This window comes from Arthrobacter gandavensis, assembly GCF_039528575.1.
Taxonomy (GTDB): Bacteria; Actinomycetota; Actinomycetes; order Actinomycetales; family Micrococcaceae; genus Arthrobacter_B; species Arthrobacter_B citreus_B.
In genome coordinates, this window is record NZ_BAAALV010000003.1 from 196,911 (window position 1) to 219,465 (window position 22,555).

25 protein-coding genes are annotated in these 22,555 nt (G+C 67.3%); 5 read left to right on the top strand and 20 right to left on the bottom strand.

The genetic code is table 11. From position 1 onward, the window contains the following. Window position 1: 1 nt before the first annotated feature. The 8 genes from ABFX29_RS11165 to ABFX29_RS11200 all read right to left on the bottom strand — a co-directional run bounded on the left by ABFX29_RS11165 (window position 2) and on the right by ABFX29_RS11200 (window position 8,506). Complete coding sequence (locus ABFX29_RS11165) at window positions 2-1,285, bottom strand: HRDC domain-containing protein (RefSeq protein WP_152229082.1); 1,284 nt, start codon at window positions 1,283-1,285, stop codon at window positions 2-4. A gap of 56 nt (window positions 1,286-1,341) precedes the next feature. After that, window positions 1,342-1,977, bottom strand: a complete 636-nt coding sequence (locus ABFX29_RS11170) for a DUF3000 domain-containing protein (RefSeq protein WP_387014672.1) — start codon at window positions 1,975-1,977, stop codon at window positions 1,342-1,344. Between the two features lie 113 nt (window positions 1,978-2,090). Then, window positions 2,091-3,155: a threonine aldolase family protein gene (locus ABFX29_RS11175; RefSeq protein ID WP_246167676.1), complete on the bottom strand. Its 1,065-nt coding sequence runs from the start codon at window positions 3,153-3,155 to the stop codon at window positions 2,091-2,093. Window positions 3,156-3,197: 42 nt separating this feature from the next. Beyond that, on the bottom strand, window positions 3,198-3,923 hold the full coding sequence (locus tag ABFX29_RS11180) for an SDR family NAD(P)-dependent oxidoreductase (RefSeq protein WP_152229080.1): 726 nt from the start codon (window positions 3,921-3,923) through the stop codon (window positions 3,198-3,200). Next, the gene (locus ABFX29_RS11185; RefSeq protein WP_211372419.1) at window positions 3,920-5,293 is read right to left on the bottom strand and encodes a DUF6421 family protein; all 1,374 of its coding nucleotides are present in this window, start codon (window positions 5,291-5,293) and stop codon (window positions 3,920-3,922) included. The genes ABFX29_RS11180 and ABFX29_RS11185 overlap by 4 nt, the downstream gene beginning before the upstream one ends. 110 nt (window positions 5,294-5,403) lie before the next feature. Beyond that, entirely contained in the window at window positions 5,404-6,159 is a 756-nt protein-coding gene (locus ABFX29_RS11190; RefSeq protein ID WP_152229079.1) for a VC0807 family protein, read from the bottom strand. Between the two features lie 35 nt (window positions 6,160-6,194). Then, complete coding sequence (locus ABFX29_RS11195) at window positions 6,195-6,806, bottom strand: TetR/AcrR family transcriptional regulator (RefSeq protein WP_152229078.1); 612 nt, start codon at window positions 6,804-6,806, stop codon at window positions 6,195-6,197. Window positions 6,807-6,877: 71 nt separating this feature from the next. Continuing rightward, window positions 6,878-8,506 (bottom strand): peptide chain release factor 3, encoded by a 1,629-nt coding sequence (locus ABFX29_RS11200; RefSeq protein ID WP_152229077.1) that lies wholly within the window; start codon window positions 8,504-8,506, stop codon window positions 6,878-6,880. 171 nt (window positions 8,507-8,677) lie between these two features. Here ABFX29_RS11200 and ABFX29_RS11205 point away from each other — a divergent pair, with 171 nt between their 5' ends. Continuing rightward, window positions 8,678-9,829 carry an acetyl-CoA C-acetyltransferase gene (locus tag ABFX29_RS11205; protein WP_152229076.1) on the top strand — a complete coding sequence of 384 codons (1,152 nt, stop codon included), beginning with the start codon at window positions 8,678-8,680 and terminating at the stop codon, window positions 9,827-9,829. Between the two features lie 15 nt (window positions 9,830-9,844). On the opposite strand, the gene ABFX29_RS11210 is transcribed toward ABFX29_RS11205, so the two are convergent. The 12 genes from ABFX29_RS11210 to ABFX29_RS11265 all read right to left on the bottom strand — a co-directional run bounded on the left by ABFX29_RS11210 (window position 9,845) and on the right by ABFX29_RS11265 (window position 19,158). Further along, window positions 9,845-10,432: a V-type ATP synthase subunit D gene (locus ABFX29_RS11210; protein ID WP_170287798.1), complete on the bottom strand. Its 588-nt coding sequence runs from the start codon at window positions 10,430-10,432 to the stop codon at window positions 9,845-9,847. Beyond that, window positions 10,429-11,832, bottom strand: a complete 1,404-nt coding sequence (locus ABFX29_RS11215; RefSeq protein ID WP_152229074.1) for a V-type ATP synthase subunit B — start codon at window positions 11,830-11,832, stop codon at window positions 10,429-10,431. Before ABFX29_RS11215 ends, ABFX29_RS11210 begins: the two co-directional genes overlap by 4 nt. Then, the gene (locus ABFX29_RS11220) at window positions 11,829-13,601 is read right to left on the bottom strand and encodes a V-type ATP synthase subunit A (RefSeq protein ID WP_152229073.1); all 1,773 of its coding nucleotides are present in this window, start codon (window positions 13,599-13,601) and stop codon (window positions 11,829-11,831) included. The genes ABFX29_RS11215 and ABFX29_RS11220 overlap by 4 nt, the downstream gene beginning before the upstream one ends. Further along, entirely contained in the window at window positions 13,589-14,113 is a 525-nt protein-coding gene (locus ABFX29_RS11225) for a hypothetical protein (protein WP_152229072.1), read from the bottom strand. The genes ABFX29_RS11220 and ABFX29_RS11225 overlap by 13 nt, the downstream gene beginning before the upstream one ends. Continuing rightward, window positions 14,110-14,340 (bottom strand): hypothetical protein, encoded by a 231-nt coding sequence (locus tag ABFX29_RS11230; RefSeq protein WP_152229071.1) that lies wholly within the window; start codon window positions 14,338-14,340, stop codon window positions 14,110-14,112. Before ABFX29_RS11230 ends, ABFX29_RS11225 begins: the two co-directional genes overlap by 4 nt. Beyond that, window positions 14,337-14,789, bottom strand: a complete 453-nt coding sequence (locus ABFX29_RS11235) for an ATP synthase subunit C (protein WP_152229070.1) — start codon at window positions 14,787-14,789, stop codon at window positions 14,337-14,339. The genes ABFX29_RS11230 and ABFX29_RS11235 overlap by 4 nt, the downstream gene beginning before the upstream one ends. Beyond that, on the bottom strand, window positions 14,786-16,102 hold the full coding sequence (locus ABFX29_RS11240) for a V-type ATPase 116kDa subunit family protein (protein ID WP_211372418.1): 1,317 nt from the start codon (window positions 16,100-16,102) through the stop codon (window positions 14,786-14,788). The genes ABFX29_RS11235 and ABFX29_RS11240 overlap by 4 nt, the downstream gene beginning before the upstream one ends. Further along, window positions 16,089-17,123 (bottom strand): V-type ATPase subunit, encoded by a 1,035-nt coding sequence (locus tag ABFX29_RS11245; protein ID WP_152229069.1) that lies wholly within the window; start codon window positions 17,121-17,123, stop codon window positions 16,089-16,091. The genes ABFX29_RS11240 and ABFX29_RS11245 overlap by 14 nt, the downstream gene beginning before the upstream one ends. Continuing rightward, the gene (locus ABFX29_RS11250; protein ID WP_152229068.1) at window positions 17,120-17,611 is read right to left on the bottom strand and encodes an ATP synthase subunit B family protein; all 492 of its coding nucleotides are present in this window, start codon (window positions 17,609-17,611) and stop codon (window positions 17,120-17,122) included. The genes ABFX29_RS11245 and ABFX29_RS11250 overlap by 4 nt, the downstream gene beginning before the upstream one ends. A gap of 50 nt (window positions 17,612-17,661) precedes the next feature. After that, window positions 17,662-17,985 carry a ferritin family protein gene (locus ABFX29_RS11255; protein WP_152229067.1) on the bottom strand — a complete coding sequence of 108 codons (324 nt, stop codon included), beginning with the start codon at window positions 17,983-17,985 and terminating at the stop codon, window positions 17,662-17,664. 146 nt (window positions 17,986-18,131) lie between these two features. Then, window positions 18,132-18,572: a peptide-methionine (R)-S-oxide reductase MsrB gene (msrB, locus tag ABFX29_RS11260; protein WP_152229066.1), complete on the bottom strand. Its 441-nt coding sequence runs from the start codon at window positions 18,570-18,572 to the stop codon at window positions 18,132-18,134. A 94-nt stretch (window positions 18,573-18,666) separates the two neighbouring features. Then, window positions 18,667-19,158, bottom strand: a complete 492-nt coding sequence (locus tag ABFX29_RS11265; RefSeq protein ID WP_152229065.1) for a hypothetical protein — start codon at window positions 19,156-19,158, stop codon at window positions 18,667-18,669. A 94-nt stretch (window positions 19,159-19,252) separates the two neighbouring features. Here ABFX29_RS11265 and ABFX29_RS11270 point away from each other — a divergent pair, with 94 nt between their 5' ends. From ABFX29_RS11270 to ABFX29_RS11285, 4 genes are all read left to right on the top strand, one after another. Beyond that, entirely contained in the window at window positions 19,253-20,500 is a 1,248-nt protein-coding gene (locus tag ABFX29_RS11270) for an alpha/beta hydrolase (protein WP_152229064.1), read from the top strand. 160 nt (window positions 20,501-20,660) lie between these two features. Then, entirely contained in the window at window positions 20,661-21,044 is a 384-nt protein-coding gene (locus ABFX29_RS11275) for a DUF1304 domain-containing protein (RefSeq protein ID WP_152229063.1), read from the top strand. 178 nt (window positions 21,045-21,222) lie between these two features. Further along, window positions 21,223-21,879: a hypothetical protein gene (locus tag ABFX29_RS11280; protein ID WP_346038491.1), complete on the top strand. Its 657-nt coding sequence runs from the start codon at window positions 21,223-21,225 to the stop codon at window positions 21,877-21,879. A gap of 371 nt (window positions 21,880-22,250) precedes the next feature. Continuing rightward, a partial coding sequence (locus ABFX29_RS11285; protein ID WP_428830568.1) for a hypothetical protein occupies window positions 22,251-22,555 on the top strand: 305 nt, incomplete at its 3' end.

Sequence of the window (22,555 nt, forward strand, 5' to 3'; positions counted from 1 at the left end):
GCTAGTCCTTTTCGGTTTCCTTTTCCGGCAGGGGATCAGGATCCAGGAACGCAACGGTAAGCACCGCGGCGGTCTGCTGGATCTGCCACTCGCGTGCACCAAGCCCGCGCAGTGCAGCCGTGATCGTATCCAGGTCGATCACCGCCGGCGGACGCCAGGCCAGCCGGCGCAGGTGATCGGGGGTCAGCAGGTTCTCCACCGGCATGTTCAGCCGGTCCGCCACGGCGGCGAGGCGCGGTTTGGCGGTGTGCAGGCGGGCAGCGGCTGCCGGGTCATTCCTGGCCCAGACCCGCGGCGGCGGCGGGGAATTGGTGGGAATGTGAAGCGGCGGGAGGTCTTTGGTTTCCCGGGCGGCGGCAATGCAGCGCAGCCACCTGGGGGCCTCTTTGTGGGCGGCCCGGCCGTGGAATCCCGGTGTGGACAGAAGCTGCGGCACAGTGGAGGGCATCGCCCTGGCCGCGGCAACAATGGCAGCATCCGGGATCAGCCGTCCCGGCGCGGTGTCGCGGCGCTCGGCCAGCTGCTCGCGTTCCTGCCACAGTTCGCGCACTGCTGCGAGCTGGCGGCGGTCGCGCAGCTGGTGCATTCCGGACGTGCGGCGCCAGGGGTCGGTGCGCGGCGGTGCCGGATCAGCCGTCCGGATAGCCTCGAACTCTTCTTCCGCGAACGCGAGCTTGCCGTCTGCTTCGAGGAGCTTGATCAGTTCCTCGCGGAGTTCGGCCAGCACTTCCACGTCCAGCGCCGCGTAGCGCAGCCACGGCTCAGGCAGGGGACGGGTGGACCAGTCCGCCGCGGAGTGTTCCTTGGCCAGGCTGAAGCCGAGCAGGTTCTCGATCACGGCGGCGAGTCCGACGCGGGGAAGGCCCGCCAGCCGGGCAGCCAGTTCGGTGTCGAAGAGCTTGTCCGGCCACATGCCCAGTTCGGACAGGCAGGGCAGGTCCTGGGTGGAAGCGTGCAGGATCCATTCGACGCCGCTTAGGGCATCGTTGATGATGCTCAGGTCCCGCAGGGGTTCCGGGTCGATGAGCCAGGTTCCTGCACCTTCGCGGCGAATCTGGACCAGGAAGGCCCGTTGCCCGTAGCGGAAGCCGGAGGCGCGTTCGGCGTCGACGCCTGCCGGGCCGGTGCCGGCGGCCAGCGCGCGGGCAGCACGCTCGAGCCCGCTGAAGGAGTCGATAACAAGCGGGACGCCCTCACGCGGAGCATCAAGGACGGGAAGCGGTGCAGCAACAGGTTCGTCTGTGGACAGCTCTGAAGCCGGATTGCCGGAAGTTTGCGCGGTCATAAGAACTTCAGTCTATCGAGAACTGGCGGTATACCTGTTTTCCTGGCTGGTTGCGGCTAGTTCAGCCGCCTCCGCGGCAGCGGGGACACGCCGTCGGGCAGTGGCGGAAGGCCGGCAAAAGTGCACACCATGTCCGACCAGGCTTCGAGGTGCGCCTGCACATCGGCGTCGGCCGGTGTCCAGGAGGCGCGGAGCTCAATATCGATTGCGTCGCTGCGTCCGGCAAGCGTGCCGTAACTCTCGGAGAGGATCCGTGTTGCGGTGCCTCCGGCAGAGGAGTAGCGCGCGCCGTGCTCCTGCAGGGCATCCACCAGCCATGTCCACGCGACTGAGCCAAGCATCTGGTCATTACCCATGTCCGGTTCAAGTTCAGCGCGGATGTAGGTCACGATCCGGAAGGTGCCGTTCCAGACGTCGCTTCCGTCCGGATCGTGCAGCAGGATGAACCGGCCGGTTGCCAGTTCCCTGCTTTCGGGCAGGACGGGGCCCACGGGACCGTGGAAGGTTCCGCCTACCGGCTGGGGGCCGGACGCCGTAACGTCCGCGGCCAGAGAAACGGCAAACGGAGCCAGCCTGGTGGGGGCCGGAATTTCTTCCAGCCGCAGTTCCGGACGGCACTTCGCCCGGCGCAGAGCCCCCAGGGCTGTCAGGAAATCCGGGGGCACCTCTGACAGGTCACCAATCGCACTCACCCTCGAAGGTTACGGCTGTCCTGCGTGCAGGGAATGCAGGCTCGCCGGTGTGTCCAATTCGTTACGTGGCTACACCTTACGCAGGTACGGCCCGGCACCGACAGTACGAAGATTCAGCGTGCTGCCGAAACCTCCTCGGCGATGGCCGCAGCGAAGGCGTCCACGTCGGCCTCAGTGGTGTCGAAGGTGCACATCCAGCGCACCTCTCCGGTGGCCTGGTCCCAGTCGTAGAACCGGAACTTGTCCCGCAGCTTGTCCGCCACCCCGGCAGGCAGCGTCGCGAACACTGCATTGGACTGGGTGGGCTGGGTAAGGGTGATGCCCTCGATCTTCTCCACCGCGGCCCGCAGCCGCGCTGCCATGGCATTGGCAGTGGATGCTGAGCGCTGCCACAGGTCCGTGCCGTAGAGGGCGATGAACTGGGCCGAGACAAAGCGCATCTTGGAGGCCAGCTGCATGTTCATCTTGCGCAGGTAGTCCAGGCCGGGAGCGGCGTCCGGATCAAGGGCCACGATGCATTCGCCGTACATCATGCCGTTCTTGGTGCCGCCCAGGGAGAGGATGTCCACACCGGCGTCGGCGGTAATCGCGCGCAGCGGCACGCCCAGTGCGGCGGCCGCGTTGCCCAGCCGGGCCCCGTCCATGTGCAGCTTCATGCCGCGCGCGTGGATGTGGTCGGCGATGGCCTGGATTTCGTCCACCGTGTACAGGGTGCCCAGCTCGGTCGACTGGGTAATGGAGACTGCCAGCGGCTGGGCACGGTGCTCATCGCCCCAGCCCCAGGCCTCGCGGTCGATCAGCTCGGGGGTGAGCTTGCCGTCCGGGGTGGGAACGGTGAGCAGCTTCATGCCGCCCACACGTTCGGGGGCGCCGTTTTCGTCCACGTTGATGTGGGCGGTGGAGGCACAGATAACAGCGCCCCAGCGGGGAAGCAGTGACTGCAGGCTGATGACGTTCGCGCCGGTGCCGTTGAAGACCGGGAACGCACGCATGCGGTTGCCGAAGTGGTCGGTGAAAACCTCGCGGAGCTTGGCGGTGTAGACGTCTTCGCCATAGGCAACCTGGTGGCCAAGGTTGGCCGCCGTGAGCGCATCAAGGATTTCCGGGTGCACTCCGGAGTAGTTGTCCGAGGCAAAGGCTCGCAGGGCAGGATCATGCAGGGAGGCGGTATCAGTCACGGGTGTCAGTATTCCTCAAGGTCGGTCATTGGTGAAAACGGCTCAGGTGCGGGGCACCAGGCTGAGCCGTTTTCCGTTGATCTGCGCGGCGTCCGTCGTGAAGAGCCGCACGGACGCTGCGGCAAGCTCGTCCACGCCGGTGTAACCGGGGAACTTCCGCTCCGGCGCGGCCGCCCGCATTGAATCGTTCACCAGGGCCTTCACTACGAAAACGGCGGCGGCGGCCTGTGTGCCGCTGAAATGAGAGGCGATGGCCTGTACCCACGCTTCGGCGGCAGCCTTGGCCGCAGCGTATCCGGCGTTGCCGGCCGTGGGTGCCTCCACCGCGGTGGACGAGACTATGGCCAGGCGGCCGTGCGGGGACACTGCCAGCTGGCTGATGAAACTCCGGCTGACATTGCGCAGCGTGGTCAGGATGTTCTGCTGCAGGAAATCCCAGTCGTCATCGCTCTGGTCCGCGAGGGTTCCACCGCCGCGCCAGCCGCCCACCAGATGGATCAGGCCGTCCACGCCGCCTTCGTCCTGCAGGTCCCGCGCCAGGGCGTCAACGTCGCCCTGCCGGCTGAGGTCGCAGGTGCGAAGCTCGACGCCGGGAACATTCTCCAGGGCCTCAGCCAGCCGTCCTGCACTGGAGCCTACTGCCACCACGCGGGCTCCGGCGGCGGCCAGGGCCTTACAGACGGCCGTTCCGGAGGCAGAGGACGCTCCGGCCACGAGGACCCTGAGGCCTTCAAGTGCGGATTCTTCCCCTGCTCCGGCTGCGCTCATAGTGTGCTGCTCCCAGTGATTCCGGCGGTCGATTCGATGACCGGTGCCATTTTCTTCGACAGCGCCTCGTAGAACATTGACAGCGGGAATTCGTCGTCGAGCACCTGGTCCGTCAGAGCCCGGGGCGGTCCCTCGAGCGGCAGCGCGTCCGGTCCCTTGGCCCAGCGGGAAGCAGGGTGGGGCGTCAGCGTGCCTGAAACCAAAGCGTACGCGGCGAGCCAGTGGGCTGTCTTGGGGCGGTCGATGGAACGCCAGTACAGCTCCTCGATTTCCTCGCCGAGCTTGACGACGACGGCGGGTGCCTCGTCCCAGTCGATGCTGAGCTTGCCGTCGGTCCAGTGCAGCACACGGTGCTGGTGCATCCAGGCGAAAAGCAGCTGGCCGCCGAGGCCGTCGTAGTTGCGCACCCGGGAGCCGGTGATGGCGAAGCGGAAAATCCGGTCGAAGATGACCGCGTACTGCACCAGCGCGGCGGTGCTGCGGGCCTTGGGATCGGCGTCGTCGTCCTTTTGGATCTTCACCGACTCGCGGAACGCGGTGAGGTCGCAGCGGAGTTCTTCCAGCGAGTACAGGAAATACGGCATGCGCTGCTTGATCATGAACGGATCAAAGGGCAGGTCTCCGCGCATGTGGGTGCGGTCGTGGATGAGGTCCCACATCACGAAGGTTTCTTCGGTGAGCTGCTGGTTCTCCAGCAGCTCGGCGGCAGCCTCGGGAAGCTCGAGGGAGGTGATCTCCGCTGCTGCCCGCAGGACGCGGCGGAAGCGTGCGGCTTCCCGGTCAGCGAAGATGGCGCCCCAGGTGAAGGACGGGGTTTCACGGACGGCTACGGTTTCAGGGAAAAGGACAGCCGAGTTGGTGTCGTAGCCCGGGGTGAAGTCACGGAAGCGGATCGGCACGAAGAGCTTGTTCGAGTACTCGCCGGCTTCCAGTTCAGCGATGAAGTCCGGCCAGATCACCTCAACCAGCACTGCCTCCAGGAGCCGGGAGCGTGAGCCGTTCTGCGTGTACATGGGGAAGACCACCAGATGGAGCAGGCCGTCGGTGCGGTCCAGCTGCGGCTGGAAGGCCAGCAGTGAATCGAGGAAGTCCGGTACGCCGAGCCCTGCTTCAAGCCAGCGGTCCATGTCCCGTACCACCAGGTCCAGGTACCGGGCATCATGCGGAAAGGCCGGGGCCAGCTCGGCAACGGCGTCGCGCGCGGTCTGCAGCAGCGGGGCTGCAGCAGTGCGGTGTTCCGCCGGTACGGAGCCGTCCTGTTCCTGGAGCTGGGCGAACCCGGTGGCCGCGTCCTTCAGCCGCAGCCACGCGGCGGAGTCCTCAGGTGCAGCGAGCTGGCCTGCGGGGGAGGAGAAAGCAGTGGATGACATAGCTGAGACCTTCCGGTTGCACGAACTCCCGGGCCGGGAAGATGTGATGGCCCCAGCGTAGCCACAAATCAAGCCAGCTTAGCCTTGATGCCGGTTCGAGTAAGCGATCCTTATGCTTCCCGCTTCCGGCTGTTGGATTTGGCCCAGTGCCGCTTCGGGTAGCCGTCAGCCGCCCGGGGGATGCCGGCGTAGAACGGGGACCACGCGCGGGCCGCCCCGGACGCCTGGTAATAGATGTTGGCAAGTACGATCAGGCCTGCCGTAGTCGCGGTTGTCAGCGCCGTCGCCAAACCCGGAACGGCGTCTACCGGAAGATTCCAGGCCATATACACGCGAACCGCGGCGTCCGCACAGAGGCCCGCACCCCACAGGATGCTCGTGGCGCGCCAGATCCTGCGGAAGCGCGGCAGCAGCGACCAGAGGCTGTCCCACTGGCCCGGCCAGCCAAAGCGTCCTTCGAGGATGGGCCTGCTCATGACGTAGACCAGCGGCTTGCGCGTGGCCGCGCTGATGAGGAACCACAGTCCGGACACGCCAACAACCACGGCGCCGCGGGCCAGGAGGAACCGTTCGTCGCCCGGAACCAGGCTGACCACTGTGCTGAGCACCATCAGGGACAGCGCGTAGAGGCCAAAAGGCGAAACCTTCCGGGATCGGAGCAGGTCCGCGAGTGACCCGGCTGCCGAGATGGCCGTGCCTGCCAGCAGTGCGGCGTAGGCGCTGACACCTGCTGCCCGAAGTCCGTAGAACAGTCCTACCGGGACGAGGAACTCGATGGCTGCGCGGAGGATCCGGGCAGCTGGGGATTTCCTGCGGGCGGCACCGGTGCCGGCCGGCACTATCCGGTGTGCGTTGATCCTGCGCATATCCTGCCTCCCGGCATGGAGTTCCGCTGAAGCTCTCAGTTGGAAACGGGTTTCCGTGCGTCCAGCCGCGTGGCGAGTTCGAACAGGGCGCCGAGCTCGCGTCCGTAGGCTGCGCAGTCCGTTTCGGGTGCCCGCTCAAGCACAAACGGCAGTCCGTCGATGCTGCGCTGGACGGCGTGGGCCATCACCGCGGGATCGAAGGAACGGAACTCTCCGCTTTCCTGGCCCCGCCGAAGCAGGTCCTCGAGCGGGGCGGCGGCCGCGGCGTCGTCGGCGGTTGTGTACTTCAGTGCTCCGGCCAGCACAATGCGGGTCAGGGCAGTCATGGCAGCCCGGTTGTCATCTATGAACCGGATTGTCGCCGTGATGTACGCCTGCAGGGCACCCGCCGCTGTTTCCTCGGCATGCACTGCAGAGCCGGTCCAGGCTCCGATCCGCTCGATCACCTGGGCGGCACAGGCGCTGATCAGATCAGCCTTGCCGGCAAAGTGGTAGGAGATCAGCCGGGTACTGGAGAGCCGTGCCTGCTCCGCTATGCGGGCATAGGAAGCGCGGTCATAGCCCTGTTCGGCAATGACGGAGAGCGTGGCGTCGACGATTTGCGCCCGCCGTGCCGAACCAGTGAAGGACGGCTCTTTTACCTGCATGGGTAAAAACTACGCCGCACAGGTAAGCAGGAACAGAGTCTCCGGTAAATTTTTCGGGCGAGGAAAGGCGCCTAGTAGCCGCGGCTGTTTGGTGACTCCGTGCCAATAACTGCCAGCGGAACCTCGGGGTGGTTCTTCTCCACGCGGCGCAGCGCCCAGATGTCATTGAAGACCGCCACATACGCGCCGTCGGTGCGCACCAGCACCTCGGCACCGTGGACGTTGGAGAGGATCTCAGCAGCGCCGGCCGACGTCAGCCGGGCCAATGAGTAGGAAAGCTGCTCGTAGCGCATGGGCGCGTTGAAGTCCTGCGTCATGCGGTCTTCCACCACCTCGAACTGCATCGGTCCGACGGCAGCCAGGACCGGTGCCTGGTCACCTCGGCGGTCCGAGCGCAGCACCTGGATGATGCCTTCGTGTTCAAGCTGGTCGATGCCGCGCCGGAACTGCTTGTACCGGCTGGGATCCTGGGAGCGGGCCACCCGGAAGTGCTCGGGGGAGAAGAACGGGATGGGCGGATACTCCACCGGCTCCTCCACATAGAGGCTGTCACCCACACGCAGCGCCGAGGCATTGACCAGCCCGACGACGTCGCCCGGGTACGCCTGGTCAATTACTTCGCGTTCACGCCCGAACAGGTGCTGGGCGTACTTGGTGGCGAACGTCTTGCCGGTGTTGGAATGTGTCACCACCATGCCGCGCTCAAAGATTCCGGAGCAGACGCGGATGAAGGCCACGTGGTCGCGGTGGGCGCGGTTCATGCCGGCCTGGACTTTGAAGACGAACCCGGAGAAGGGTGCCTCCACGGGACGGAGCCCGCCGTCCTTGTCCTCGCGCGGGGATGCTGACGGGGCCAGGTCCACCAGGGCGTCCAGGATCTGCTTGACGCCGAAGTTGAGGGCGGCGGAGGAGAAGAGGATGGGGGTGGCCTTGGCGTCCAGGAAGGCATCCCGGTCGAATTCCCGGCCGTCGATGACCAGTTCTGCCTCGTCCAGGGAATCGCTCCAGGCATCGCCTTCGCGTTCAAGGGCCTGTTCCGGGGTGAAGTGCTCTTCCTTGGCCAGGGAGGCGCCGGAGTTCTGCCGCTCGAAGTGGACGTATTCGTCCTTCTGCAGGTCCCAGACTCCGCGGAAGTCACCGGCGATGCCGATGGCCCAGGTCAGCGGCATGGGGGCCAGGCCGGTGCGCTCGGTGATTTCGTCCATGAGTGCCAGCGGGTCCAGGCCGGGGCGGTCCCATTTGTTGATCACGGTGATGATCGGCAGGTTGCGCGCACGGCAGACTTCAAAAAGCTTCATGGTCTGGGTTTCCAGGCCCTTGGCGGCGTCCACCAGCATGACCGCGCAGTCCACCGCCGCGAGGACACGGTAGGTGTCCTCGGAGAAGTCGGCGTGTCCCGGGGTGTCCAGCAGGTTGATCACGGTGTCGCGGTAGGCGAACTGCAGGGCCGTGGAGCTGATGGAGATGCCGCGGTCCTTTTCCATCTGCATCCAGTCGGAGACCGTTTCGCGGCGGTTCTCCTTGCCGTTGGTGGCGCCTGCCGTGCCGATCACCCTGGCGTGCAGGGCAAGCGCTTCAGTGAGCGTGGACTTGCCGGCGTCGGGGTGGGAGATGACGGCAAAGGTACGCCGCCGGGCGGACTCCTTGAGGATCTCCTTGGTGGCGGTGGCGCTGACGGTGGTGGAAACCTGTTGGGACACTCCGCTGCTTTCACGTGTGGTGGGAAGGGCCGCAGGGCTGGACACTCGCGGCAGTGCTGCCAGCAATGGCAGCCTTTCCATTCTAGCCGGTCCCGTGGCGGACCCCCGCAGCCGGCGGCATCGCCTAACGTGGTGCAGGACACAGGCAGACAACCGGCAAAGGGGCCAGCCATGGCTGAAGCATTCATTATCGACGCGCTGCGCACTCCGGTGGGACGGCGCGGCGGGGGACTGAGCGGGATGCACCCGGCGGACCTTGCCGCCGCCGTCATCGGTGAAACGGTACGGCGCACGGGCATAGATTCCGATGAGTTCGACGAGGTGATCCTGGGATCCATTGACCAGGTTGGTCCGCAGGCCATGGACATAGCCCGCACTGCCTGGCTGGCCGCCGGGCTCTCGGAACGGGTGCCGGGAACCACGGTTGAGCGCCAGTGCGGTTCGGGCCAGCAGGCCGTCTCCTATGCCGCGCAGGCCGTGATGAGCGGCACGAGCGACCTGGTGGTTGCCGGCGGCGTGCAGAACATGTCCGCGGTGCCCATTGGCTATGCGAACACCGCTGCGGCGGAACTCGGCTTTCCCAACCCGTTCGCCGGTTCCGCCGGATGGGAAGCCAGGTACGGCACGCAGCCCATCTCGCAGTTCATCGGCGCGGAAATGATGGTGGACCGCTGGAACCTGAGCCGCCGGGAAATGGAGGACTTCGCCGTCGGCTCCCATGAACGGGCGCTCGCAGCCCAGGCCCAGGGCCGCTTTGAGAGCGAGATCCTTCCCGTTGCCGGGATCACGGCCGACGAAGGTCCGCGGGTTCCCAACCGGGAGAAGATCGAATCCCTGGCACCGCTGCGCGACGGCGGGAAGCTGACCGCGGCGACGTCGTCCCAGATTTCAGACGCCGCCGCCGTGCTGCTGCTGGCCTCGGAAGACGCCGTGCGCCGGTACGGCCTCACACCGCGTGCCCGCATCCACCACATCTCCGCCCGCGGGGACGACCCGGTCATGATGCTCAGCGCACCCATCGAAGCCACCCGGCACGCACTCAAGCGCACCGGCATGACCCTGCACCAGATGGACCTCATCGAAATCAACGAGGCGTTCGCCTCCGTGGTCCTGGCCTGGCAGCGTGAGCTGGAAGCGGACATGTCCACGGTCAATGTGAACGGCGGCGGGATCTCCCTGGGCCATCCCATCGGCGCCACCGGAGCCCGCTTGATGACCACTCTGCTTCACGAACTGGAACGAACGGGCGGCCGCTACGGGCTGCAGACCATGTGCGAGGGCGGCGGCCAGGCGAACGTCACGATCATTGAACGCCTCGGCTGAACGCCGCCGCGTCTCCTAGATGGCACCCGCCGCCCACCGCAGGCGCAGGCTCTCTTCCAGTTCCTGTTCGGCGAGGCTGCGCAGGATCCGCTCCAGTTCCGCTTCCAGCTTCGGTATCCAGCGGTGCTCGACGGCGCGCTGGCGGGTGCGGGTCGCGGCGAGTTCGCGGCTGAGAAGCAGCACGGCCCGTGCATCGGCGGCATGGACGACGGCGGCGGCGAGCGCCTCCCGGTGCGCCGCGGCGGCGTAGGCCAGCGCTGAGGAACCTGAGGAGGGCATTTGGGCAGGCAGGTTCACGGCGGCGTCCTCCGGATAGGAGATGCCCATAGCCCCGCCCCAGCGGATCTCGGCTTCGGCAAGGGTGTCCGGGACCGCCTCGCGGATGTGCCCCAAGCCGTCCAGCGCCAGCGCCCTCCCCAGCCAGAGGGACGCACCGGCAGCGGCCTCATGGAACCGCTGCAGGCTCTGCTCCGACCGTTCGGCCCGGTTCCCGATGGCGATGCGCAGGATCTGCTGCTTGCGGTCCAGCAGTTCCGCCCCGCGCCGCGCCGTTTCAAGCCGCCGTTCGGTTTCGGCCCGTGCTGCCCGGCCGTTCCCGCTCACAGCCGTGCCCCGCCAACCGGGCCCGGAAGGTATTTGTCCAGCAGTTCGGGGGAGAGCATGCTCAGCTCACGGCGCGGCAGCAGGCCGAGGGCTTCCCAGGCCAGGCCCAGGGTCTGTTCCAGGGAACGGTACTCGTCCACGCCCTGGTTCAGCAGTTTCTCCTCCACCGCGGAGCGGAACGCGATGTAGGCGCGGTCCGCCTCGCCCAGGGCATCCTCTCCAACGAGTTCGGCCAGCTCCGAGGCCTGCCGTGCCCTGGCCATGGCCGCCAGCACCTGCGCCGCCACGTCCAGGTGGTCCTCCCGGGTCCGTCCCTTGCCCGCCCCGGAGCGCATCAGCCGGGAGAGGGAGGACAGGACGTCCACCGGGGGATAGATGTCCCGTGCGCTGATGTCAGGGGAGAGCACGATCTGCCCTTCGGTGATGTAGCCGGTCAGGTCCGGGACCGGATGGGTCATGTCCCCCGACGGCATGGTCAGCACCGGAACGATCGTCACTGAACCCTCCCGGCCCTGGACCCGTCCGCAGCGTTCGTACAGGGTCGCCAGGTCGCTGTAGAGGTAGCCGGGGTAGCCGCGGCGGGCCGGGATTTCCTTGCGGGCCGCTGAGACTTCCCGGACGGCTTCGGCGTAGCTGGTCATGTCGCTCATGACCACCAGCACGTCGCTGCCTTCCTCATATGCCAGGTGCTCGGCAATGCTCAGGGCGATCCGCGGGGTCAGGATACGTTCAATGACCGGGTCGTCGGCGGCGTTGAGCAGCAGCACCAGCTCCCCGGCCGCGGAGCGTTCCTCCAGCCGGTCCCGGATGTAGGCAATGTCCGCGTGGGTCATGCCCATGGCCGCGAAGACCACCCGGAAGTTCCGGCCCCCGGTGCGGGACTGGGCGGCGATCTGCGTGGCGAGGGTCAGATGCGGCAGTCCGGCCACGGAGAAGATGGGGAGTTTCTGCCCGCGGACCAGGGTGGTCAGCGCATCGATGGCGGAGATCCCCGTGATGACCGCTTCCTGGGGTGGGATCCGGTAGACCGGGTTCAGCGGCCACCCGCTCACCGGTTCCACGGTATCCGCGGTAATCGGCGGACCCCCGTCAAGCGGCTCACCGCGTCCGTTGCAGACCCGGCCCAGCCACTCCGGTCCCACCGGGATGTGCAGCGGCCTGCCTTGGAAACGCACCGATATGCCGCCCAGGCGCATTCCCTCAGTGCCTTCCAGGACCTGCAGCAGGGCCTGGTCGCCGTTGACTTCCAGCACCAGGGCATGCCGTTCCGCCCCGCCCTCCACGTCGACGCCGGCAAACTCGTCCCAGCCCACGCCATCGGCATCACCTACAACCATGAGCGGCCCGCGCAGTTCACGCACGTCGCGGTGGGAAACCAGGTTCCGGTTGGGGACGGTCATTGCAGCTCCTTCAGTCCGGCCAGGAAAGCCGCGGCGCGCTCGGAAACGCCCTCGGCGTCGGACGGACCGGCGGACTCGCGCAGGCGCAGCAGAGTGGAGAAATCGAACGCGTCAACGGTGGCCGGCGGAACCCCGCGGGCAACCAGCTCCTGGCAGATGTCCACGGTGTCCAGTACGGCCTGCAGCAGCGCGGCGCCCTTGGCCGCGGAGCAGTAGCCGTCGTTGGCGCTGAGGGCGTTCTGCACCAGCACGCCGTCACGCAGCAGCCGCCCGCCCAGCAGCACCATCTGTTCGTGGCCCGGCAGGGAATTCGCCCCGATGATTTCCGCCAGGGCGGCGAGCCGGTCCGCTTCCGCCAGGATCAGGCTGGCGCGGGCCCGGCGGGAGGCCCATTCCGGGTCGCCGTTGGCCGCATGCCAGCGTCCCAGGGCGTCGGCGTCCCGGGAGAAGGACCCGCGCCAGCTCACTGCCGGATAGTGCCGTGAGTAGGCGAGCTCCCGGTCCAGCTGCCACAGGGACCGGACGAAGCGCTGGGTGCCGGTGGTCACGGGCTCGCTCATGTCACCGCCCGGGGGAGAGACGGCGCCGATGACCGTGACGGACGCCGTCCCGCCGCCCAGCGTGATGGCCAGGGAGGCTCGTTCGTAGAAGGCGGCAAGTTCCGAGGCCAGCGACGCCGGATACCCCTCTTCGGCGGGCAGGTCCCCGTTGCGGTTGGCGAACTCGCGCAGTGCTTCGGCCCAGCGCGAGGTTGAGTCGGCGATCACCACCGCGTGGTAGCCCATGTCACGGAAGAACTCTGCGACGGTGACCCCCGTGTTGATGCTGGCCTCCCTGGCCATCATGGGCATGTTGGAGGTGTTGGCAATGATCACGGTGCGGTCCAGCAGGGCGCCTCCGGTGCGCGGATCCTCCAGGCTGCTCAGCCCGTCGAGGACGTCGGCCATCTCATTGCCGCGCTCGCCGCAGCCCACGTAGACGATCACATCGGCGTCGGACCATTTGGCGATCTGCTGCAGCAGCAGCGTCTTGCCGGTGCCGAAACCTCCCGGAACAGCGGCGGCGGCTCCGCGGGGGAGTGGGAACATCAAATCCAGGACCCGCTGCCCGGTGTGCATCGGCACCGCATCGGAGAGCCGGGACGAGACCGGGCGGGGCCGGTGGACCGGCCAGCGCTGGGCCAGGCTGATTTCAATGCCGTCCACCACTGCGGCGCGTTCCAGCGGGCGCAGCAGGCCGTTCCCGAGCCAGGTCAGTTCACCCTCGACGCCGGGGGGAACCGTCACCCGGAACGGCACGCTGCCCGCTTCCGGCACGATACCGAGCACCTGCCCCGGGCTGACGGTGTCACCGACCGCGGCCTGCGGCTCGAACTTCCACTGCCGGTCCAGCACCAGGCGGTCTTCCGCGGCGTCTTCCCGGTCCGCGCTCAGCCACAGCGGAGCGGAGGAGAGCGGCCGGAGCAGGCCGTCAAAGACCTGTCCCAGCAGGTGCGGGCCCAGCAGAGCGGAGAGCTGGTGTCCGGTTCCTTCGGCGGCATCCCCTGCCTTGAGCCCGCCGGTGTATTCGTAGGCCTGAAGCGTTGCGTCTGCGCCGTTGACGGCGATTGTTTCCGCCGAGATCCGCTCGGGCCCCAGCGCAACCACTTCCAGCATGGAGATGTCCGGCAGGCCGCTGATTTCCACCAGCGGTCCGCTGACCCGCCGGATCCTGCCTGCCCCGCCGGCCTGCGGCTCGCGCGCGGCCCCTCCGGTTTCTACTCCTGCCACAGGTCCCGCACCTCCCCGGCATAGCGTTCAAGGGCTGCGTTGCCCAGCGCAGGCAGGGACAGGTCGACGCTCCGGGAGCCCAGGCTGGCTGTGATTCCGCCGTCGGGGGCTTCCCTGGTCTGCGCCTGGGGGCCCAGGAGCTCACGCGCCTGCTCCCGCAGCGCGTCCAGGAGGGCCGGATAGCGCGGATCCGTGCGGAGCGTGGCTGCCTCGGCCAGGACCCGGCGCCGCAGCTCTGCGCGAAGTTCCTCCTCGCGGGCCAGGACCGTCCCGCCGGCAGCGCGCCGCGCCCGGGCGGAGCGCAGCACGGCTTCGGCCCGCGCTGCCTCGCGGCCGTCGGCCTCGGCGCGGCTGCGGATCTGCTCGGCCTCTGCGCGGCCGCGTTCCCGGATTTCAGCAGCCTGCCGCTCGGCGGTGTCCAGGATGGTTTGCGCCTGGGCTGCGGCACCGGAGCGGATGGCTTCGCGGATGGGTACCAGGGCGGGCGCGGCAGCGCGCGGAAGGCTGCTCATGCGGGCAGCGCCACGGTCAGGGGAGCTGTGGGATCGTCCAGGCGCCCGGCCAGGGCGGCAGCGGCGTCGGCAGTCAGGAGAACGACGGCGGTGTCCTCCGGAAGCTGGGACCACGCCTGCCGCACGTCCTCGTCGCTCCTGGCCGCGATCAGCCGGGCGCCGGCCAGCTCATAGCCGGCCAGGATCCCCGGCGCGCCCAGGGCCGCAACGACCGCCCGGGTGCTCATGCCTGGCCGATCAGGATGATGGAAATGATCAGCCCGTAAATGGCGATGCCTTCGGCCAGCCCAACCACCACCATGGCGCGGCCGAAGATCTCCGGCCGCTCACTCATGGCAGCGAGCGCGGCCGAACCGGTGTACGCCACCGCGATTGCCGCGCCAATGGAGGAACCGGCGACGGCGATTGCCGCGCCGAGGAGGGCGGCGCTGGAGCTGTCGGACCCGTCGGTGGCCATGGAGACGGCGGTCTCCGCCGCTCCGCCGGACGCCGACGCCGGTGCTGCTGCGAAGGCTGCCGCCAGCAGCGCCAGGGCTCCGGCCATGATCAGTCCGTTCACGCCCAGCATCACCTTGAGGCCTGCCCCCCGCCGGCGCCGAAGCAGCCAGAGCGCTCCTCCGGCCAGCAGGACGGTGATGATCAGTGCCAGGGGGATACCGGCAAACCAGGGATTCATGGCGTTTGCCTTTCAGTGGTGGACGAACCGGATGCCGCGGATTCGGGCAGCTGGGGGCTCCAGGGTTTGAACGGACGGCCCTCATCCGTAAAGATGCGGGAGAAAAGCTCGTAGTACTCCAGCCGCAGCGCCTGGATCGCCGCTACCAGGCCTTCCAGGGCGAAGGTGACGGCGTTGCCGACTAAGAAGACCAGCACGGCCAGCACGGCCCGCCAGTCCGGATGCCACAGCGCGGTGGTGCCCTGCCAGACGATGGACATCAGCGCGGCATGCGTAAGGCCGAACGCGGCAAGGCGGGTGAAGGACACCAGGTTGGAAGCAAGCTGGATGACGGTATCCACCAGCTCCACCGAGGCCTGCATGGTCCCGGTGCCGCCGCCTCCCGCCTCGACGAACAGGCCGGTGAAGATCAGTGCCAGCGCCAGGACCGCCAGGACTGCGGCGGCCACGACCATCGGAGTCCAACCGGCCACCAGCCCGCCTGCCAGCATGCCGACCGCCAGGAACAGCAGGGCGCCGGCCAGCCCTGTCCGGGCGTACAGCGCATAGCCCCAGCCGCCTTCCCGGACCCGGTTGATGGTGCCGAGGGTAAAGGCGAAGGCCAGCAGGACGGCACCGAAGATCAGGGCCGCGATGAGCAGGGGTATGGGGTTTTCCACCGGCTCCAGCCACAGCACCGGAATGACGTGGGTGGGACCGAAGAACTCCCCGTACAGCACACCGAAGAACACCGCTGCCAGCCCGGCACCGAAGATGAAGAGCCAAGTCCGCTGGAAGCGGCGGATGCGGGCGATCCGCCCGGAGCGGACAATCAACCCAGCCAGGACCAGCAGCAGTCCCTGCCCGGCGTCGCCGAACATCATGCCGAACATCACCACGTACGCCAGCCCGGCCAGCCGGGCCGGGTCGACGTCGGCGTACGGCACTGTGGTGTAGGTGTCCACCAGCAGCCGGGAGAATTTGGGCGGCTGCCTGGAGCGGCGTTCGTTGCCGGTCAGCAGGGTGGGCGGCTGGACGCCGCGGGGCGCTTTCAGCGGCACGACGCCGGCGCCCAGGGGCTTGAGGGCTTCCTGCAGTTCCGGGACCCTGCGCGACGGCGCCCAGCCCACCAGTCCGGAAACGGCGCCGTTCTCCACTGCCGCTCCGGCTGCGCGGTCCAGTTCCTCCGGTCCGTCGCCGGGAGTGTAGGGAAGCTCGAGTTCGACGGCGGCGCTGCGGGCCACCTCTTCCAGGGCTTCGCGTGTACGCTCCGTTGGGGCGATGACCGCCACACGGTCCATGCGGATGGGGCTGAGGGTTTCACGCCACTGCATCAAGCACCTCGCTTCCTCCGCCGGTGGCGGCAGCTGCGAGCGCCGCACGTACACGCCAGGCATCCATGGCCAGCACGGTGATGGCCCCGACTGCGATGTCCGGTCCGGGCAGGCCGGAGCGCAGCAGGGAGAACGCGTCATCTTCAACCCGTGCCCGCAGTGCCGCTTCGGCCCGCCAGAGGTCACCGGGGTCCTCAATCCCGTCCAGCACGGGAGCAGCTGCAGCGGGCAGTGCCGCCCGAAAGGACGCCACATCCTGCGCTTCCGTCCAGCTGCTGCCGATCATCGGCTGCAGCAGTGCGTGCACCCGGTTCCCGGGTTCAGGCCGGACTCCGGCGCCGCCTTCAGTGCCTGGCATGGCAAGCACCCGGCGTGCAGCCAGCAGGGCAGCCCCTGCCACCATCCAGCGGCGGGTTTGCGGTGCTGCAGCGGCCAGCCTGCGGAACCAGACGACCGTTAGGGTGTCAGCGAGGTCCTGCGGAGAACCGGGGTCTCCCCAGGGACTCGTCCGCAGCGCCTCCGCGAGGTCGGAGAAGGTCCCAGCCTGTGACAGTCTCGGCCAGGCGGTGGCCAGCCCGCCGAGGTCAAAGTACTCCGGGAGCACTGCACTGCGCCGCAGCCCGTCACCCGTTTCCGCCGCTGCGGCTCCCTGCAGCCGGCGGGAAAGCACCGTGATGTTCTCGAGTTCGAACGCAGCTCCGGCGGCCCGGACCATCCGCGCACCGGAGACCGGCAGCCAGCCCGCAAGCACCCTCAGCTGCCACAGGACGCTGCGGCGCGTTGCGTGCTGCGCCGCTGCCAGGTCGGCTTCCGGCCCGGTACCGCCGTCCCGTGCGGAATTCCCGTCCCGTGCGGTATTCGCGTCCGCGATGAGCTCCGGGCCGTATCCGGTCTGTTCAAGGATCTCCAAGGCCCGCGGCAGGGAGCCCAGGGCTGCGGCGTCCCGGCACAGGCCTGCCCCGGCCCGCCTGCGAGCCATGGCCTTGGCACGTACCGACGCGGCCACCCAGTCGGACCTCATTGCCGGTTCCCGGTGTTTGGTCCGGCACCGTCTCCGGCACCGTCTGAACCGTTGGGGGAGCCCCCGCCGAGGTAGTCCCGGGTGATGGAGGCGGCGATTCTCTCCGCAAGCTGCGGAATCCGCTCCCGGGCCGCCTGTCCGAGCTGCTCGGCCCGGTTCCGGGCCTGCGACATGAGTTCCTTCTCCTGGGCTGCGGCCTGCTGGGATACCTCTTCGGCTGCACGGGCGCGGACGGAGCCGGAGTCCAGCCGCGCCTGCGCCACTTCGGCGTCAGCCTGCCGCCGCGCTTCAGCCAGCAGGTCCCGTGCCCGCGCTGCTGCCGCCTCGACCTGGCTTCTGCCTTCAGCGGTGTCCGGCTGGAGCGACGCGAAGACTGGAAGCAGTTCGGCGTCGGGACCTTCCTGGTCCGTGGAGGGAACTCCTACGGGCCCGGAGGGGCCGGGAGCGCCGACCGGGCGGAACCGGTCCAGGATGGTTGGCCGTGCCATTGCTCATTCACCTCCGGGGGTTCGGCAGGGTGAAGCTGTCGGGCCGGGACCTACTCGTTCTCGGCCGCAGCCGCCTCTGAGGCTTCACCGTGGGCAACGATGTCGCCGTCGGTGAAGAGAATGCCGCGTGCCATTTCCCGCCATTCAGGCGTTTTGCGAAGCAGGAATTCAAGTTCCATGGAAAAGTGCTTGAACTCCTCGCCGAGGGAGTCCTGCATGATGGCGCGGGAAGCGGCGTCGGGTTCCACGGAGATGCGCTGCACGTACCAGCCGATCGCTTCGGCCTCCTCACTCAGGCTGGCGCACATCCTGGCGAATGTCCGGGTTTCGGCCGACAGCTCTGCCGGCGGCTCGTGATACTGGTCTGTTCCCATTGCAGCTCCCTGGCTGTCCAGTCGGGCGCGCGGGCAGCAAAAAACCCGCCGTACGCTGGGCCGAAAACGGGTTCGGCGCGTTATTCGAGCGTACGGCGGGCTATCAGGAGGCACAATGGCCGGACGGCAACTGTGCCCGTCGGGGGTCAGTTCCCGTCTGCGGCCTTGGGAACCAGCTTGATGGAAATCGAATTGATGCAGTACCGCTGGTCGGTGGGGGTGTCAAAGCCCTCGCCTTCGAACAGGTGTCCCATGTGGGAGTCGCAGTTCGCGCAGCGGACTTCAACGCGGTCCATGCCCATGCTGCGGTCGTGCAGGTAGCGCACCTTTCCTTCGGCCAGCGGCGCGAAGAAAGAGGGCCAGCCGCAGTGCGAGTCGAACTTCTCGCTGCTGGTAAACAGTTCGGCCCCGCAGGCTCGGCAGGCGTACACGCCTTCAGTCTTGGTGTCCCAGTACTCTCCGGTGTACGGGCGTTCCGTGCCTGCCTTGCGGAGGACCTGGTACTCAGCAGGAGTCAGCTCGGCCCGCCACTCGTCGTCGGACTTCTGGACCGGGAACTGGGTACCGGTGTCATTGGTGCTGTTCATTGCCGCCTCACTGTTCGTTCCTGTCGTGCTCATGTTCGCCACAACGTCCGGAGGCGGCCAATAAATCCCGCCTCCGGATTCCGCGGGCCGGTGCCTAGGAGTCCCCGATGAAGGTTGATCCCGAGTACAGGTGCAGTACCGGTACTCCCAGCCGGTCCTGCGCCTCGTTGGCCCAGTCGGTGCCGAACGTGTCTTCCACCGCGTGCGGGGTGGTGATCACCACTACCTGCTGCGCCTGCGAGCGCCCGGCTTCCTCGACTACCGCTTCAACGGGATTCTGCCCCGTGACCCGGCCGTCGGCGTCGAACCCCAGGCCGCGCAGCAGGTCCAGCGATTCGGCGAGCTCCTGCTCAGCTGCCTTTACCTCCTGCTTCTCGCTCAGGTGCGGGCCCGCGATGTTGCGGTACGCGGCGGCGAAATCCAGCAGGCTCAGGTTGTCCAGTACGTCCACCAGCATGTTCCGACCGGGATCCGCCGGCACAAGGACCTCGAACCGTACCGGGTTGTCCTCCGCCAGATAGCCCAGGTTGCGGGCGTCGGCTTCGTTCAGCGTTTCTTCCGTAAGCACCAGAATCGTTGGGTTCATCCCGCCAGCCTAGCTTTTCCGGGCGTCAGCGCCACAAGGAACGCAGCGAAGGTGCGTTTAGCTTGCCGACAGGAAAGTCGGTAACAATAAAGACATGGTTCTCTCTCCTTCCGAAGTGACCGAGTCCGCCTCCGCGCTGACTCCGCCGTGGGTCAAATGGACCGCTTTCGGCGCCGGCATGGGCGTTGCGGCGTCCACGGCTGTCCTCGCTGCGACGTCGGGACTCGCCGTCTACTTCGCGCGGCAAATCGTCACGCCCCGCAAGGATCGGGAGGAGAACCTGGAAATCCTTGCGGTCATCGATTCACCGGACGGGCTGCAGGTGATCCTGCCCGCGAATGAGGACACGACTGTTCCCGGAACGTACGGGCTGTACTGGAACCGCGGTGCCGGGCATGCGCGGATCGGGGAGATCCGTTCCTACGTGCCGCGGGAAGGGACCGTGCAGCGCGACGTCGAACAGGTCTACTCCGGAGACATTGCCACTGCTGTCCGGGGATGGTGGTCCGGTGCCATGCACCCCTCGCCCTCGGCCGCCGGTTTCCCGCAGGAGGACGTGGAGATCGACGTCGAGAACGGCAAGGCGCCGGCCTGGCTGGTGCGCTCGCTGGACGATTCGGGCACCTGGGCCATCATGGTCCACGGCCGCGGCGCCCAGCGCACCGAAACGATCCGCGGCCTGGGAGCGGCCCGGCGCGCTGGAATGACGAGCCTGCTGATTTCCTACCGCAACGACGGCGAAGCTCCCTACGCTTCAGACGGCCGGTATGGCCTGGGACTCACGGAATGGCGCGACGTCGAAGCCGCCATCCGCTATGCACTTGAGAACGGTGCACGCGACGTCGTGCTCTTCGGCTGGTCCATGGGAGGAGCGATCGCGCTGCAGACCGCCGACCTTTCGCCGCTGAAGCGGCATATTCGGGCACTGGTGCTCGACGGTCCGGTGGTGAACTGGGTGGAGGTCCTGGCCCACCATGCGCGGCTGAACAGGATTCCCGCGCAGGTTGGCCGGCTCGGCCAGTGGCTGATCTCCAACGCAGCCGGGCGGACGCTGACCGGCCTTGCCGCACCGCTGGACCTGCGCAGCATGGACTGGGTTTCGCGCGCGGAGGAGATCCGGACTCCGGTGCTGATCGTCCACAGTGAGAGAGACGAGTTTGTTCCGGTGGGTCCGTCTGCCGACCTGGCGGAAAAGAACCCGGACCTGGTTACTTTTGTCCGCTTCCCGCAGGGCGGGCACACCCGGGAATACAACGTTGACCCCGCACAGTGGGAGGACACCGTGGCCGGATGGCTGCAGACAGCCATCGGCCGCACCCGCCGTCCGGCTGAGCACCGCTAGGGTCTTACCCGGCCGTTCCTGTCCTGCGAGGATCGCGTTTCCAACGGCTCATTGTGGCCTGCGGTGCCGGATGCGAGCATGAGGCAAGCCCGGAAACCACACCCGGGCAGCTGTCCCCGGTGTCTGCCGTGGCCGGTACCAGGTACAGGCAGGAGGAACCATGCTCGTCGTCGCCTCGGTCTTCGCGCTCATTGCTGCTGCCATCCACGTGTACATCTTTGTGCTCGAGTCAATCCGCTGGACGGCCCCCGCAACCATGGCACTGTTCCAGATCCCGAACCGTGAGCAGGCGGCCCACACCCAGGCGCTCGCCTACAACCAGGGCTTCTACAATCTCTTCCTTGCCGTGGGCGCCATCCTGGGCGTCCTCCTGCTGGGGGTGGGGAACATCGCCGTAGGTGCGACCCTGGTCGGCTTTGCGGCCGCGTCCATGATGCTCGCCGGCGCGGTGCTCCTGCTGAAAGATTCCCGCATGCTCCGCCCGGCCCTCATCCAGGCTGGTCCTGCACTGCTGGCGCTGGTGTTCCTTATTGCGGGGCTTTGAGACGGGTCTCGTTTCCGGGTCTCTCTCCGGGGTATTGCCGGGTTATTCTGCCGGTCTCCGGCCCTGTTCGCCAGACGGGTTCCCATAGCTGGACATTTTTGCCAAGCGTTCGTGCAGACGGCCGTGTCCGCTGGTGCCGCCGTCGGGCACCAATACCGCCCGTGCTAGATTTCCCCCCATGCAGAGCCTTGGGGGGCGGGTGAATAAGAACGCGGTGAGCGGGCCAGATGCCGGCGCGGACGGCAGCGAGCTGGGTGCAGACCCGAAAGGCTTCGATAAGGCTCCCGATGGAACGGCCGGTTCCGCTGCCGCAGTTATCGCGGATGTCTATGCCGGTGCCGCGCTGATGTTCGCCGTCGGCGCCGGTACGGTGCTGTCCCTCTTGTACGTCCTGAGCGGCAACGCTGCATTCAGGACGCCGTGGGAGCCCGTCGATCTGTCTTTCCTCTTTCCGGGGGTGCTGTATCCGCTCCGTGTTCTCCTGCCGCTGGTAGTCCCTGCACTGGTGATATTCGGTGCGTACTTTTTCGTCGCCAGGACGGAGAGCCGTTTGAACGTGCGCCGTCAGCGCGGTGCCCTGGCGCTGCTTGGTTTCGCGGCACCGCTCCTGGCGCTCCCACTGTGGAGCATGACCTATAGCGGGGTGTACGGCGTGGCACTCTTGGCGCTGGCTCTACGGACCCGGGAGACACTGACTGTGGTTACCGGCGTGATGGCCTTGGCTGCCTATATGGGGACTTTCTTCGCCGACTCGTGGGTTGTCCTCCCTATGCTCGGCCTGGTGGCTATTGCGGCGTTTGCGGGAGGTTGGCGAGTGCGCCGGAACCAGGTCTGAAGCCGGGGCGGTACGGGCGTGCGGGGGACTGAAGCCTGCTGGATGTGCCTGGTGGATGTGCAGGTTGGTGCTGTCCGAACTGTCCGAACTGTCCGATGCCGGACGAGCTGACGGACGGGACTCGTTCCCCGCGGAACCGCTGGGGAGTTCGTGCCTGCCATTGTCCTCCTCCACAGTACGGGTCTTCTCCTCCACAGTATTGGGGTGTGCTTTCTGCCGGATGAGTTATCCCCGGATTCAGAAGATACTGTGCCCGCATTTTCCGGGCTGCGAGTGCGGAGAACGCTAGCGCTCGCAGGTGTTCGAGGAGGGTAATAGAACCCGTAGAAGCGCTCTTTCGAGGCGCCGTGGCAGACCCTAGACTCGAACACATGTTCGAATCATTCAGTGAGGCACCGGCACCACCGACACCACCGGCACCACCGGCAGAGAGTCCAGAGGGCATGTCTGTCGGCTCTGGTCGTGCAGGTATGTATCCAGTGCCTGGTCGTGCGGCCAGGGAAGATGGCTCAGGCGAAAGAGGGCGGCAGCTGGCAGCAAGGGTTCGGACGTTCTCTGCCGCGCTCGCAGCTGCCGAGCTTCCGGAGGCGGCCGATTCACAGCTTGTTGATGTGATGCGGGTGTTGGAGGAGTTGAAGTCTGCTGCTGCGGCGGTGCAGGCCCGTGCTGCGGCTGT

Coding starts and splice junctions, on each gene's coding strand:
- ABFX29_RS11165 (WP_152229082.1), bottom strand. CDS start 1,285: ATGACCGCGCAAACTTCCGGCAATCCGGCTTCAGAGCTGTCCACAGAC.
- ABFX29_RS11180 (WP_152229080.1), bottom strand. CDS start 3,923: ATGAGCGCAGCCGGAGCAGGGGAAGAATCCGCACTTGAAGGCCTCAGG.
- ABFX29_RS11185 (WP_211372419.1), bottom strand. CDS start 5,293: ATGTCATCCACTGCTTTCTCCTCCCCCGCAGGCCAGCTCGCTGCACCT.
- ABFX29_RS11190 (WP_152229079.1), bottom strand. CDS start 6,159: ATGCGCAGGATCAACGCACACCGGATAGTGCCGGCCGGCACCGGTGCC.
- ABFX29_RS11195 (WP_152229078.1), bottom strand. CDS start 6,806: ATGCAGGTAAAAGAGCCGTCCTTCACTGGTTCGGCACGGCGGGCGCAA.
- ABFX29_RS11205 (WP_152229076.1), top strand. CDS start 8,678: ATGGCTGAAGCATTCATTATCGACGCGCTGCGCACTCCGGTGGGACGG.
- ABFX29_RS11215 (WP_152229074.1), bottom strand. CDS start 11,832: ATGACCGTCCCCAACCGGAACCTGGTTTCCCACCGCGACGTGCGTGAA.
- ABFX29_RS11225 (WP_152229072.1), bottom strand. CDS start 14,113: ATGAGCAGCCTTCCGCGCGCTGCCGCGCCCGCCCTGGTACCCATCCGC.
- ABFX29_RS11230 (WP_152229071.1), bottom strand. CDS start 14,340: ATGAGCACCCGGGCGGTCGTTGCGGCCCTGGGCGCGCCGGGGATCCTG.
- ABFX29_RS11235 (WP_152229070.1), bottom strand. CDS start 14,789: ATGAATCCCTGGTTTGCCGGTATCCCCCTGGCACTGATCATCACCGTC.
- ABFX29_RS11240 (WP_211372418.1), bottom strand. CDS start 16,102: ATGCAGTGGCGTGAAACCCTCAGCCCCATCCGCATGGACCGTGTGGCG.
- ABFX29_RS11245 (WP_152229069.1), bottom strand. CDS start 17,123: ATGAGGTCCGACTGGGTGGCCGCGTCGGTACGTGCCAAGGCCATGGCT.
- ABFX29_RS11250 (WP_152229068.1), bottom strand. CDS start 17,611: ATGGCACGGCCAACCATCCTGGACCGGTTCCGCCCGGTCGGCGCTCCC.
- ABFX29_RS11255 (WP_152229067.1), bottom strand. CDS start 17,985: ATGGGAACAGACCAGTATCACGAGCCGCCGGCAGAGCTGTCGGCCGAA.
- msrB (WP_152229066.1), bottom strand. CDS start 18,572: ATGAACAGCACCAATGACACCGGTACCCAGTTCCCGGTCCAGAAGTCC.
- ABFX29_RS11265 (WP_152229065.1), bottom strand. CDS start 19,158: ATGAACCCAACGATTCTGGTGCTTACGGAAGAAACGCTGAACGAAGCC.
- ABFX29_RS11270 (WP_152229064.1), top strand. CDS start 19,253: ATGGTTCTCTCTCCTTCCGAAGTGACCGAGTCCGCCTCCGCGCTGACT.
- ABFX29_RS11275 (WP_152229063.1), top strand. CDS start 20,661: ATGCTCGTCGTCGCCTCGGTCTTCGCGCTCATTGCTGCTGCCATCCAC.
- ABFX29_RS11280 (WP_346038491.1), top strand. CDS start 21,223: ATGCAGAGCCTTGGGGGGCGGGTGAATAAGAACGCGGTGAGCGGGCCA.